The sequence below is a fragment of the Comamonas sp. genome (assembly GCF_036643215.1).
Lineage (GTDB): Bacteria > Pseudomonadota > Gammaproteobacteria > Burkholderiales > Burkholderiaceae_C > Comamonas.
The window spans coordinates 255,226-268,703 of sequence record NZ_JAVXSJ010000001.1; the positions used below are offsets into that span (position 1 = coordinate 255,226).

A 13,478-nucleotide genomic window follows, 5' to 3' on the forward strand; every position below is an offset into this window, starting at 1 on the left:
GCTGGGCATGACTCAGGTGCTTGAAGTAGAACGCCAGCCGCTGGGCAATGGCTTTGTAGAGTGGTGGCGACTGAACTCACCGCAGACCCGAAATGCGCTGACGGATGAGGTGGTGCAGGCCTTGCTGCAACACTGCCGACGCGCGGCTCAAGATGCACAGTTGCGCGTGGTGGTGCTGAGCGGCAATGGCGGACATTTCTGTGCCGGTGGCAGTCTGGGTGGTTTTGCCAGCAGCATTGGCAAACCGCTGGAAGGCGCGGATGCATTTGACCCACTGGTCAACGTTAATCGCGAATATGGCTGTTTGTTGCAGCAACTGGCGGGCTTGCCGCAGTTGCTGATCGCTGCTGTGCAGGGCGCTGCCATGGGCGGCGGTGTGGGGCTGGTCTGCGTGGCAGATGTAGTGGTGGCTGACGAGGCAGCTGTGTTTGGCACGCCAGAGGTCACGCTGGGCATCATTCCCGCACAGATTGCCCCTTTTGTGCTGCGCAGATTGGGTGAGGCGCGCGCGCGGCAGTGGCTGCTGTGCGGTCAGCGCTGGTCTGCAGCTAAGGCACATGAGGCAGGGTTGGTGCAAATCCTGGTCAATGTCAGTGATGAGGAAGGTTGGCAAAGCCAGTTGCAGCGCCAGATTGATCTCTGTGCGCAGGCCGCACCGGCTGCCGTGGCAGCCACCAAAAAACTGCTGGCAGCCATTCCCGCGCAGAGTCTGGATGCATCGCTGAATCAAGGAGCGCAGGCCTTTGCCAGTGCGCTGCGCGGTGCAGAGGCGGGCGCAGGGCTCAAGGCTTTTTCTCACAAGCAGCCTGCGCCCTGGGCCGTTTCACCGAATCAGGAGAGCATTGCATGAAGCGCATTCTGATTGCCAATCGCGGCGAGATTGCGCTGCGTGTCATGGCCACGGCCCAGCGCATGGGCATAGAAACGGTCGCGGTTTATTCCGATGCGGATGCAGGCAGCGCCCATGTGCAGCAGGCCACGCAGGCTTATGCGCTGGGCGGTTTGACATCAGCGCAAAGCTATCTGGATATTCAAAAGCTGCTGGCCGCAGCGCAGGCCACAGGGGCCGATGCCCTGCACCCCGGTTATGGTTTTTTGAGTGAGGACGCTGGCTTTGCGCAGGCCGTACAAGATGCGGGCCTGATCTGGATTGGCCCGCCACCCGAGGCGATTCGTCAGCTGGGCAGCAAGGCCGCGGCCAAGCAACTGGCCAAGGCACATGGCGTGCCCTGCTTGCCCGGGTATGAAGGTGATAACCAGTCTGATGCCCGATTTGCCGCAGAGTCCGAGAGGGTTGGCTACCCCGTCATGGTCAAGGCCGTGGCCGGTGGTGGCGGGCGCGGTATGCGGCTGGTGGAGAGGGCCGATCAGCTGGTGGCCGCTCTGGCCAGTGCCAGATCTGAAGCACTGGCGGGCTTTGGTAATGGTGCCTTGCTGGTCGAGCGAGCGGTGAAGAACCCGCGTCATGTTGAGCTGCAGGTTTTTGCTGATGCGCATGGCCATGTGATTCATCTGGGGGAGCGGGACTGCTCGGTGCAGCGCCGTCATCAAAAAATCATTGAAGAAGCACCCAGCCCCGCAGTCAACGCAGAACTGCGTGCGCGCATGGGCCAATGCGCCACGGCGTTGGCCGCTGCAGCCGGTTATGTGGGGGCAGGTACGGTGGAGTTTCTGGTCGAAGGCCAGCAGTTCTATCTGATGGAGATGAACACCCGTCTGCAGGTCGAGCACCCGGTAACTGAGGCGCTGACCGGGCTTGACCTGGTGGAGTGGCAGATTCGTGTGGCGTGCGGCGAGGCCTTGCCGCTGGCTCAGGAGCAGGTTCGGTTTAGCGGTCATGCCATTGAAGTGAGGCTGTGCGCGGAGGACGAAAGCTTTCAGCCCCATACCGGCGTTGTGCGCTTTTTCTCTGCGCCGCAAGCAAGCGCCTTTACCCGCGCGCCGCTGCGTTTTGACCACGCCGTGCGCAATGGCAGCGAGGTCACACCTTATTACGACGCCATGCTGGGCAAGCTGATTGTTCATGCCGATACGCGAGAGCAGGCCATCAACCAGCTGATTCATGCGCTGGGTCAGCTCAAGGTTCTGGGTCTGCCGACTAATCGCGCTTTTTTAATGGAATGTCTGAATGACTCGGTGTTCAGGCAAGGGCAGGCGCTGATCTCCTATCTGGCTGGTGATGCGCCGCGTTTGCAGCAGCAGTTGCGCCAGCGTGAAGCACAGGCGCATCAGCAATGGAGCGCGCTATGCGCTGTGGGCCAGATGCCCGGGCCGCTGGCCTGCAGCTACCCGCAGCTGCGCAAATTGCGTCATCGTGGCGATACACAAGAGCTGCAGTTGCAGCCCCAAACTGCGCAAAGCTGGTCGCTGCAGGCGAAAGATGAAGAACCCGTTTTGCTACAGATTGATGAGCTTCTACCGCATGGCTGGAAAGCGCGACGGGGTGGTTTGACTCAAACCGTGAACGCGGTGGCGATGGATGCAGAGGACGGTAGCTCCCGCTGGCATTTGCAGGCCGGTGCGGTGGACTGGTGGGCGCAGGATGTGAGCTACCAGCCGCCCGAGAATGCAGGCGGAGCCGCTCAGGCCGCCGAGCTGAGAGCCCCGTTCAACGGACGTGTGGTGCTGCTGAATGCTGAGCTGGGGCAGGCGCTGGCGGAAGGTGCGGTTGCCATCGTCATTGAATCCATGAAGCTGGAGCACAGCCTGAGCGTAAAGGCCGCCTGCGTGGTTGAAGCCGTACTGGTCAGTAGTGGCCAGCAGGTATCGCCGGGGCAGGTTCTGCTGCGACTGGCTCCCATGCCGGAGGTCAAGCATGACTAATGCGTTGGATGCCTCTGATATGTCTGAACGCGACATGCTCTACGACATGGTGCGCCGCTTTGCGACTGAGCAAATTGCGCCCCATGTCACGGCCTGGGATGAAGCGGGCGAGTTTCCGCGCCAGCTGTACCGGCAAGCGGCCGAGCTAGGCTTGCTGGGTATTGGCTACCCGCAGGAGCTGGGCGGTACGCCTGCCACGCATAGCCTGCGTGCGGCGCTTTGGATAGCGCTATGCCGGTATGGCGGCAGCGGCGGGGTGCTGGCCAGTTTGCTGTCTCACAACATCGGCCTGCCACCCGTGGTGCTGCTGGGCAGCGAAGCCTTGAAGCAGCAGGTCGTGCCTGATGTGCTGGCAGGTCGCAAGATCGCGGCGCTGGCCATTACCGAGCCCGGTGGCGGATCGGATGTGGCGGCACTGCGCACCAAGGCGCGTCGCGATGGTGATGACTATGTGATTGATGGCGAGAAGACCTTCATCACCTCGGGTGTGCGGGCGGACTGGCTGACGGTGGCAGTGCGCACGGGTGAGGAAAAAGGAGCCTCAGGTATTTCACTGCTGCTGGTGCCAGGCGGCAGTGCAGGCCTGTCGCGCAGCCCGCTGCAAAAGATGGGCTGGCAATGCTCAGACACGGCGCATCTGTTCTTTGACGGGGTTCGCGTACCTGCCAGTCATTTGCTGGGCGCAGAAGGCCAGGGCTTTCGCGCCATCATGCAGAACTTCAATGGTGAGCGGCTGGGGATTGCCTGCGCTGCACTGGGCTTTGCGCAGGCTTGTTACGACGAAGCACTGGGCTGGGCACAGCAGCGCAAGACCTTTGGCGTCACGCTGAACCAGCATCAGGTCATACGCCACAAGCTGGTGGATATGCAGCAGCGCATTCGCAGCACCGAGGCCTGGCTCAACACCGTAGCCGTGCGGGCCGATGACGGAGACACCGGCGCTGACTGGGTTGGTGAGGTCTGCGTGCTGAAGAACCACGCCACGCAGACCATGCAGTTCTGCGCCGATACCGCCGTGCAGATTCTGGGCGGCATGGGATTTATGCGCGGCACGGTCAGCGAGCGTATTTATCGCGAGGTCAAGGTGCTGACCATAGGCGGTGGCACTGAGGAAATCATGAAGGAACTGGCTGCAAGTCAGTGGCGAATTTAAAGAGAAATTAGCCTGAAGCGCTTATCTATCAAGCGCTATCAGCTTCTATTTAAGGAGCAACAATGTCCGATAAAGCCATCATCACCTGTTCCATCACAGGTGTTCTTACCGATCCTGAGCAGCACCATGTGCCTGTGACGCCAGAGCAACTGGCGCAAGAAGCACGCCGGGCTTACGACGCCGGAGCATCGGTGGTGCATGTGCACTTTCGCAAGCAGGAAGAGGGCAAGGGTCACTTGCCGAGCTGGGACCCCGTAGTCGCCAAGGCCTGCGTTGATGCCATGCGCGATGCTTGCCCGGACATCATCATCAACCAGACCACGGGCGTGGTCGGGCCTGATTACCAAGGTCCGCTGGACTGCCTGCGTGCCACGCGCCCCGAGATGGCGGCTTGCAATGCGGGCTCGCTCAATTACCTGAAAACGCGCAGCAACGGCAGCTGGGCCTGGCCACCCATGCTGTTCGATAACCAGCCCGCCAAGGTGCAGGATTTTCTGGATGTGATGGCTGAAACGAATACGCTGCCTGAGTTTGAATGCTTTGACGTGGGCATTGTTCGCTGCGTGGGCATGTATGTGGAAACCGGCATGTACAAAGGCTTGCCCGAGTACAACTTTGTGATGGGCGTGGAATCCGGCATGCCTGCCGACCCGGATTTGCTGCCCATTTTGCTCAAGCTCAAGATCAAGGATGCGCCCTGGCAGACCACCTTGATTGGCCGCAGTGAAATCTGGCCTGCGCATTTGCGTACCGCAGAGCTAGGAGGTCATCTGCGCAGCGGTCTGGAAGACACCTTCTATCTGCCAGACGGGCGCAAGGTCACCTCGAATGCGCCGCTGATTGAGCAACTGGCGCGCTATGCCCGGGATGTGGGGCGCGAAGTGGCCACGCCGCAAGAAGCGCGAAAAATACTGCATCTGGCGGCCTGAGTTGAGGAGCTGTATATGAACGCTCTACCGATTCAGCAGACCACTCCTGAAACCGTTGCGCAGGCCTTGGCCCAGACGGTAGCCGCATATCCCGATAAAACGGCTTATATCGACCAAGGCCGAAGCTACAGCTGGCAGCAGGTCGATGCCATGGCTGAGGCGTGGGCGCATTCTTTGTTTGCCCAAGGCCTGCGACGCGGTGACCGCATTGGCATCATCTTGCCCAATGGCTTGCCGTGGATTTTGACGTATCTGGCCGCCGCAAAAATGGGCGCGGTCGTGGTCGGGCTCAGTGTTCGCTATCGCAGCACCGAGCTGGATTTCATGCTGCAAGACAGCGCCATCAAGGCCGTGCTTGCGCCACGCGAGATGGCGGGGTTTGACTATGTGGCTTATCTGGATCAAGCCAGACAGCGTTTTGAGTCATTGCAGCATTTGCTGTGGGTGGATGCCGGGCTTGAGCAGCAGTTGCAGGCAACTCATGAATCTTCGGGTTATGGGGAGGGTGCGCAGCCCGATGACCTGCTGATGATTATTTACACCTCGGGCACAACAGGCAGGCCCAAGGCGGCAGGTCTCACGCATCGCTCGCAACTGGGCTCTGCGCTGGCGCAGTGCAGCCATGTGTGCGCCAGTGCGGATGATTTGGTGCAACTGGCCATGCCGCTCAATCATGTGGGCGGCATTACCTGTGGCTTGTTGACCATGCTGCTGGCGGGCGGAACCTGTGAGCTGGTGCCCATGTTCAGCCCCGAAGTGGTTCTGCAGATGGCGCAGCGCCACCCCCCGACATGGTTGGTAGGTGTGCCCACGATGCTGACTTTGCTGCTCATGCATCCGCTGCTGCCAGAGACAGATTTGAGCCAGCTGCGCCTGATTGTGGTGGGTGGCTCGAATGTGGAACCCGCATTGCTCAGCCGTATTCAGCAGCTGTTCCCGGGCGTGGCCATCATGAATCTTTATGGCTTGTCTGAGACTTCGGGGGCGATTGTGATGACGCCTTGGCAGGCGAGTCAGGAGGCGTTGCTCCAGAGTATTGGCAAGCCGCTGGCGGGAGCAGAAATGCGCGTGGCCGGGGTCGATGGCGCAGCATTGCCACCCGGTGAAGTGGGCGAGCTGTGGTTTCGCGGTGCAGGGGTGATTGAGCGCTATGTGGGGCAGCAGCAAGACGCGAATGCTTTTGCCGGAGGCTGGCTGCATTCAGGGGATTTGGGCTTTGTGGATGAGCAAGGCCTGATCTATCTGAAGGGGCGGCAGAAAGACATGTTCATTCAGGGCGGCTTCAACGTCTACCCAAGCGAGGTGGAGGCGGTCATCGCCAGCTACCCGGGCGTGATGATGGTCGCGGGCATTGGCGTGGCAGACCCGGTGCTGGGCGAGGTGGGGCGCTACTACGTGGTGGGCAGGCCGGGTGTGGTTTTGAAAGAGGCCGAGTTGCTGGCGCACTGCAGCCAGCACCTGGCAGATTACAAAGTACCGCGCCAGCTGGTGCTGCGGGCGGAGCTGCCGCTGACTCCGGCGGGCAAGATTCAAAAAGCGCTGTTGCGCGCAGAGGGCTGAAACATCATGAATGTGCAATTCGATTTCACAGGCCGCCATGTGATGGTGTTTGGCGGCACTACGGGCATCAATCTGGGGATTGCGCAGGCCTATGCCAAAGCGGGTGCCAAGGTGTCGGTCGTCAGTCGCAAGCAGGCCAATGTGGATGCGGCGGTTGCCACGCTGGGGGCAGACGCTTTAGGCGTGGTAGCCGATGTGCGCGATGAGCAAGCGGTTGCGGCTGCGCTTGCACAGGCCGAGGCACGCCATGGGCAGCTGGATGTACTGGTGTCTGGCGCGGCAGGGAATTTTCTGGCGCCTGCGGAGCAGATGTCTTCCAACGCCTTCAAGGTGGTGCTGGATATTGATTTGCTGGGCAGCTTTCACGTAGCAAGGCAGGCGCTGGTGCATTTGCGCCAGCCGGGTGCGAGCCTGATTTTCATCACCGCACCGCAGTCCACTGTGCCGATGATGTATCAGGCCCATGTCTGCGCGGCCAAAGCTGGTGTGGACCAGTTGTCGCGGGTGCTGGCTCTGGAGTGGGGTGCCAAAGGCGTGCGGGTGAATGCGATTTCTCCCGGTCCGATTGAAGGCACGGAAGGCATGCGCCGACTGGCACCGCAGGGCGAAGAAGGGGATGCGATGGTGCGCAGCATGGTGCCGCTGGGGCGTATGGGCACAACGGATGACATTGCCCGGCTGGCCATGTTTTTGGGCAGCGATGCGGCCAGCTATATCTCGGGCACTGTGATCGCCTGCGATGGGGGCGCGCAGGGGCAGCTGTCTCCCATGATCACTGCTGCGGCAGCCGGTATGAGAGAGAAAGCGTAGAGATACAACAATAAAAAGCGTGGGCACTGGGGTTTGGAGTCACACACAATCAAGGGGACAACCATGATCGAGATGAGTCTGACGAAAGAGGCGCGCCGTATCCGGCGCATTGCACTGGGCGACTTGCTGCATCGCACGGCGCTGAAATTTGGCGAGCGCACTGCGCTGGTTGATGGCGATCAGCGCCTGCGCTACGCCGAGCTGGATGCGCGCAGTTCACGCTTTGCGCACTATCTGCTTTCAAAGTTCGGCGCGGGTAAACAGATTGGCATGCTGTGCGCCAACTCCATCGATATGGTGGTGGCTTGCAATGGCATTCACAAAGCCTCTCAGGTGTGGGTGCCTGTGAACATCAAGCTGGAGGTGTCTGCCATTGACTACATCTTGCGGCACGCTGAGGTTTCGGCAGTGGTGGTTGATCAGGAACTGCTGGGCTTGCCCGGCTTGCCAGAGCTTTTGCAGAGCCTGCAGTTGCCGCTCATCATTACGCGGTCGCAGGCGCAAGGCGGCTCAGGCCTTCCGGGCGTGACTTTGCAGCAGGCAGAGGCGGGGCAGCCGGATGCTTTGCCTGAGGTTGATATCGACGACAACCAGGCGGCCTTGCTGATGTACACCAGTGGCACGACCGGTAACCCCAAGGGCGTGGTGCACTCGCATCTATCGGTCTACACCGCGGTCAAGGGCAATATTGATGAAATGAAATACACCGAGGCGGATGTGCTCAGTGGCTGGTTGCCATTGTTTCACTGTGCACAGCACGCTCTGGTTCAGACAGCGCTGGCGACAGGCGCCTGCACGGTGTTTACGCGGCAGTTTGTACCGGCCGAGGTGAGTCAGCTGGTGATTCGTGAGCGCGTCACGATTTTTGTGGGTCTGCCTTTGATGTATGCGGCCGTGCTGGCTGACCCCGGTTTCGCGCCCACCTCGATTCGGCAATGCATCTATGCCATGGCACCCATTCCCAAGCCGCTGATTGCGCAGATCGCCCAGCGCATGTGCCGCAATATTTCGCTGGCTACGGGGCAGACCGAGATCTACCCGGCGACCATGACCTTCTACCCGCTGAACAACCCGGAGTGCGATGCCAACTTCTGGGGTCGGTCGCTGACGACCTGCGAGACAGCGGTGATGGATGACAGCGGCAATTTACTGGGGGCCAATCAACTGGGTGAAATCGTGCATCGCGGCCCCAATGTGATGCTGGGCTACTTCAAGGATCCCAAGGCCACGGCAGAGGCACAAAAATTTGGCTGGCACCACACGGGTGATCTGGGGCGCTGGGATGAGCAGGGCCGCTTGGAGTTCATTGATCGCAAAAAAGACATGATCAAGACCGGCGGAGAGAACGTGGCCAGCGTCAAGGTCGAAGCGGTGGTGCTCGCTCACCCGGATGTAGCGGCTGCGGCTGTTTTGGGTTTGCCACACCCGCACTGGAGTGAGGCGGTCTGCGCTTTTGTAGTGCGAAAGCCTGGCGCGACGGTGGATGTGGAGTCCGTGCTGGCGCATTGCCGCAATCATCTGGGCGGCTTTGAAGTGCCCAAGCTGGTGCACTTTGTAGATACGTTTCCGGCAACGGCGACGGGAAAGGTGCAAAAGAATGTGATGCGCCGCCAATTCGAGCAGATCGCCAAGGAACTCTGGGGCGGTTGAGAGAGTCGGCGCTTCGTCAAAAAAGCCAGCTTGTCGCTGGCTTTTTTTCGATCAATTCACGGCTTCGGGTGCCCAGGCAAAGACGGGGTTGGCTCGCTCGGCAATGATCTTGTTGCGAGCTTCCAGCAAAGGGTCCAGCATTTGCGGCTGCGGAACAATCCAGTATTCACCGCGGTCAATGGCTTCAAAAACCAGGCGGGCAAATTCATCTGCATCCAGCCCATTTTCATCAAGCATATGGGTCATCAGGCTGTGGAACTGCGCAGATGCTTCGGATGGCGCTTCTCTAAAGATAGCGGATTTGACCGGGCCCGGCGCAAGAAGAGAGACCTTGATCTTTGGATTCAACGTGGCCAGTTCATTGACTAGGCTCTCGGTCAGTGCCACCACGGCAAATTTGGTAGCCGAGTAGGGGCTCATCAGCGGGCTGGGCAAAAAGCCGCCGACTGATGCGGTGTTGATGATGCGTGCTGGACGGTCTGCCTTGAGCAGGCGTGGCACGAAGGTGCGCAGGCCGTTGACGATGCCATTGACGTTGACCTGCCAGGCCTGCTGCCACTTGGCATCGCTGATTTCCCAGCAGTTTCCTGTGGTGAGTACGCCTGCGTTGTTGAACAGCATGTCTACTTGACCAAAAGCGGCATAGGCCTTGTCGGCCAGTGCGTCTAGCGAGGCCTGACTGGTGACATCGGTCACCACTGCCAGCGCTTGGTCACCGAGTTCCTGGGCTATTTTTTCCAGTCCTGCCTGATCTCGGTCCGCCAGTACGACTTTCATTCCCAATGCGACGGCCTGCTTGGCAAGGCCGGCTCCAATGCCACTGGCAGCGCCAGTGATGACTGCTACTTTCATGATTTCCTCATTTCAATCAATACAGCTTTATTAAAGCATTTAGTAATAAAGAAAATATTTGATGCATTCCCGCTTGACAGAGTTTGAGTGTGTTCGCAGTGCTAGAAATTAATAATAAATAGCCTATTGACATAAAAAAAGAAGGGTCGACACTCGTCCAAATGGATTAATGGTTTACCCGAGAGGCTGCGATCACATTCTGCTTTTGTAAAGAGGAGAATTCACAGTGATTTATTTTTTCAAATGAGAAAAATACCCATGTCGCTAATTTGCGATTCATTGAATATGCGTTGAGGTTTGAATGAACGAATTATTGAGTGGATTGAAGGGTAAAGTCATTCTGATTACGGGGGGCGCCTCGGGAATCGGCCTTGCAGCCGCTGAAGTGGCTGCGGCCAGCGGTGCCCACGTGATCTGCGCGGATGTAGCGCAGAGCCAGGCCTTGCCTTCGGGTTGCGAGTTTCAAGCGCTCGATGTGACAGATTGGGAGATGACGCAGGCGCTGGTTGAAAAGGTCCTGGCCCAGCATGGCGCAATTGATGGGCTGGTCACTTCCGCAGGTATTTCGCGAGTGGGCAACTTGCAGGAGATGACGCTGCAGGAGTGGGAGCAGGTACTGCAGGTGAATTTGACGGGAACCATGCTCAGCGCCAGGGCTGTGGCTGCGCACATGAAGCAGCGCAAGCAGGGCTCGATAGTGGCCGTTGCCAGCATCAACGGCATTCTCGGCAACCCCAGCAATCTTGCGTACTGCACTTCCAAGGGCGCAGTCATTCAGATGGTGCGCAGCCTGGCGGCGGATCTGGGTCCACATGGCGTACGCATCAATACCATCAGCCCGGGCCTGATTCACACGCCCATGACCGCAGGCCTTGATCAAAGCCCTGCCTATAACGGGTTTGTCAAACAGCATTTGCTGCACCGGGCGGGTCAAGCCCGTGAAGTGGGCAATGCCATCGCATTCCTTCTCTCGGATATGGCGTCTTTTATAACCGGCACCAATATCCCGGTAGATGGCGGATTTTCAGCAGCCAAAGTGATTGAAATGTATTAAGGGGTGAGCGCCATGAAATATGATGTAATTGTGATTGGTTGTGGAATGTCTGGGATTCTGGCTGGTATTCATCTGAAGAATAGTGGCAAGAAATTTATTATTCTGGAAAAGGCGGAAACTCTGGGTGGGACCTGGCGGGATAATACATATCCAGGGTTGACCTGCGATGTTCCATCCCACGCATATACCTATTCTTTTGAACCCAATCCGGAATGGTCGCGTGTTCTGCCACCTGGTGGTGAGATTCAGCAGTATTTTCAGGCCGTATTTGATAAATACGGTATCGCCGAGTATGTGCGTTTCCATACCGAAATCGCCAGCGCTGCGTGGAAGGGCGACGCCTGGGAGCTGAAAGATCAGCATGGCCAGAGCTACCAAGGCACTGTGGTGGTGGCGGCGACGGGGGTGCTGCACCACCCCAACTATCCACAGATCAAGGGCTTGGAGGACTTCGGTGGCCATGTGATTCACAGCGCACGCTGGGACCATTCGGTAGCACTGGACGATCAAAAAATTGCCATTATCGGCACTGGATCGACGGGCGTTCAAATTGTCTCGGCACTGGCTGCCCGCAGCAAAGTACGCCATTTTCAGCGCACGGCGCAGTGGATCTTCCCGGTCGAGAATCCCGCTTTTACCGAAGAGCAGCGTGCCGAGTTCCGCAGCAACCGCGATTTGTTGACTTATTTGCAACGTGAGCCGACTTATCTGGCCAATGTGGAGCGGTTTACCGAGGCAGTACTGGATCCAAACTCCGAGCAAATCCAGGAAATTCAGAAACTTTGCCAGGACAACCTGGATGGCTCCATCCAGGACCCGGTACTGCGCCAGAAGCTGCAGCCGAATTACCGCGCGGGCTGCAAGCGCTTGATTTATTCGCCCGACTATTACAAGGCGATTCAGCAGCCCGACTCTGAGCTAATTACCGATGGCATTAGCCAGATCGAGAAAAGTGGCGTGCGCACCAGCGATGGTGTGCTGCATGAGGTGGACATCATTGTCCTGGCCACCGGCTTCAAGACCGATCGCTATGTGCGCCCCATGAATGTGACGGGTCTGCAGGGCAAGACGCTTGAGCAGGCATGGAGTGATGTGCCCACGGCCTATAAGTCGATCTCGGTGCCGGATTTCCCCAACTTCTATTTCATGAACGGGCCCACATCGCCCGTGGGCAACTTCTCGTTGATCGACACATCCGAGATGCAGTGGGGCTATATCTTTCAGCTGATCGAGCGTAGTGAGCAGGCGGGCGTGGCAGGTCTGTCTGCCAAGCCCGAGGCGCTGGCGCAGTACGACCATGATCGAAAGCAGGCCGCCAAGGGCTCGGTCTTTGGCTCGGGTTGCAATAGCTGGTATCTGGATAAGAACGGTGTCCCCAACACCTGGCCTTGGTCTCAGTCGCGCTTCAGGCAAGAAATGCTCGCTCCCGTGTGGCAGGACTTCACCCATCACCAGACCGAAGAGGTCGCGGCCTGAGTTTTCGCCTGAATGGTCCGCAGCCAGAGAGCTGCGGACAGCCCCTGTAAAGACTAGGAATGAAGATGCAGATACACCCTGAAATGGCCGCTGTGCTTGAGCAATTCAAAGATGCTCCGCCTATGGATTTTGTGAATACGCCCGTGCCTGAAATCCGCAAGCTTATGGATCACATGGCGTTTCCACCCGGCAACCTGCCCATGCATGAGGTGCGTGAGCTGAGCGTTCCCGGTGGCGATGGGCAGGCCATGAAGCTGCGCCTGTACCGCCCCAGCACCGCGCAGTCAGCACCCGTCATGGTTTATTTTCATGGCGGTGGCTGGTGCATTGGTACGCTGGATACGCATGACAACCTGTGCCGTCACCTGGCGCGCATTACCGGCATGAATGTGGTGTCGGTCGATTACCGGCTGGCACCCGAGCATGTGTTCCCTGCTGCGCTGGATGATGCCTATGCTGCTACGCGCTGGGTGGCAGATCATGCGGCCGAGCTGAGCTGTGATGCCAGTCAGCTGATGGTGGCGGGTGACAGTGCCGGTGGCAATCTGGCGATAGCGACCTGCCTGCGCGCCAAGGAAGATGGCTGGAAGGGCATCACGCAGCAGCTGTTGTTTTATCCTGTTTGTGATTCGCGCATGGATGCGCCATCGCATGCGCTGTATGCGCAAATGCCGATTCTTACGCGTGAGGCCATGGCCGCCATGTGGCGTCACTATCACCCAGGCGTGCCAGCGCACCCGCTCGCATCCATCATGCAGTACCCCGATGTCGCGGCTCTTCCACCTGCCGTGCTGGTGACAGCCGAGCTGGACATTCTGCGAGATGAAGGCGAGGGCTTTGCCAAGCGTTTGCAGCAGGCGGGCGTGCCGGTTTCAAGCATGCGCGCAGAGGGAATGCTGCATGGCTTTGCCAACTTCAGTACCTTGGTGCCGGCAGTGGCCCGCTTGCTGGAAGAGGCCTGCAGCAAGCTGCAAAATCACAGCGGCAGGACTGTGAGCTGAGTCCATTTTTCGCAACTGTGAATGCGTACAGCTGTGTTTGTAGGATGCTGCAGATTTTATCCCCGCATCGTGTGGACGCTTTTGTGGAAAACTCCGCTTTAATACGCTGAAACCCGCGCCAGATGGTGCTTTGCACGGATTGCTTAAAAAATAGACGATTCGTGTGAAAG

11 protein-coding genes are annotated in these 13,478 nt (G+C 58.7%); 10 read left to right on the top strand and 1 reads right to left on the bottom strand.

The window, feature by feature from the left end:
* Window positions 1-7: 7 nt before the first annotated feature.
* From RSF91_RS01200 to RSF91_RS01230, 7 genes are all read left to right on the top strand, one after another.
* A complete protein-coding gene (locus tag RSF91_RS01200; protein WP_332566702.1) occupies window positions 8-850 on the top strand; it encodes an enoyl-CoA hydratase/isomerase family protein in 843 nt (280 codons plus the stop codon).
* Window positions 847-2,823: an acetyl/propionyl/methylcrotonyl-CoA carboxylase subunit alpha gene (locus tag RSF91_RS01205; protein WP_332566703.1), complete on the top strand. Its 1,977-nt coding sequence runs from the start codon at window positions 847-849 to the stop codon at window positions 2,821-2,823. The genes RSF91_RS01200 and RSF91_RS01205 overlap by 4 nt, the downstream gene beginning before the upstream one ends.
* A complete protein-coding gene (locus tag RSF91_RS01210) occupies window positions 2,816-3,976 on the top strand; it encodes an acyl-CoA dehydrogenase family protein (RefSeq protein ID WP_332566704.1) in 1,161 nt (386 codons plus the stop codon). The genes RSF91_RS01205 and RSF91_RS01210 overlap by 8 nt, the downstream gene beginning before the upstream one ends.
* Window positions 3,977-4,038: 62 nt before the next feature.
* Complete coding sequence (locus RSF91_RS01215) at window positions 4,039-4,905, top strand: 3-keto-5-aminohexanoate cleavage protein (protein WP_332566705.1); 867 nt, start codon at window positions 4,039-4,041, stop codon at window positions 4,903-4,905.
* Window positions 4,906-4,920: 15 nt separating this feature from the next.
* Window positions 4,921-6,465 (top strand): class I adenylate-forming enzyme family protein, encoded by a 1,545-nt coding sequence (locus RSF91_RS01220; RefSeq protein WP_332566706.1) that lies wholly within the window; start codon window positions 4,921-4,923, stop codon window positions 6,463-6,465.
* Between the two features lie 6 nt (window positions 6,466-6,471).
* Complete coding sequence (locus tag RSF91_RS01225; protein WP_332566707.1) at window positions 6,472-7,275, top strand: SDR family oxidoreductase; 804 nt, start codon at window positions 6,472-6,474, stop codon at window positions 7,273-7,275.
* A 63-nt stretch (window positions 7,276-7,338) separates the two neighbouring features.
* A complete protein-coding gene (locus RSF91_RS01230; protein ID WP_332566708.1) occupies window positions 7,339-8,925 on the top strand; it encodes a class I adenylate-forming enzyme family protein in 1,587 nt (528 codons plus the stop codon).
* A gap of 51 nt (window positions 8,926-8,976) precedes the next feature.
* On the opposite strand, the gene RSF91_RS01235 is transcribed toward RSF91_RS01230, so the two are convergent.
* Window positions 8,977-9,777 carry an SDR family oxidoreductase gene (locus tag RSF91_RS01235; protein WP_332566709.1) on the bottom strand — a complete coding sequence of 267 codons (801 nt, stop codon included), beginning with the start codon at window positions 9,775-9,777 and terminating at the stop codon, window positions 8,977-8,979.
* Between the two features lie 301 nt (window positions 9,778-10,078).
* Between RSF91_RS01235 and RSF91_RS01240 the strand changes: the two genes are divergently transcribed.
* The 3 genes from RSF91_RS01240 to RSF91_RS01250 are packed head-to-tail and all read left to right on the top strand — an operon-like array spanning window position 10,079 to window position 13,308.
* The gene (locus RSF91_RS01240; RefSeq protein ID WP_332566710.1) at window positions 10,079-10,831 is read left to right on the top strand and encodes an SDR family NAD(P)-dependent oxidoreductase; all 753 of its coding nucleotides are present in this window, start codon (window positions 10,079-10,081) and stop codon (window positions 10,829-10,831) included.
* 12 nt (window positions 10,832-10,843) lie between these two features.
* Complete coding sequence (locus tag RSF91_RS01245) at window positions 10,844-12,307, top strand: flavin-containing monooxygenase (protein ID WP_332566711.1); 1,464 nt, start codon at window positions 10,844-10,846, stop codon at window positions 12,305-12,307.
* Between the two features lie 59 nt (window positions 12,308-12,366).
* Window positions 12,367-13,308, top strand: coding sequence for an alpha/beta hydrolase (locus tag RSF91_RS01250; RefSeq protein ID WP_332566712.1), 942 nt, complete (start codon window positions 12,367-12,369; stop codon window positions 13,306-13,308).
* Window positions 13,309-13,478 lie beyond the last annotated feature (170 nt).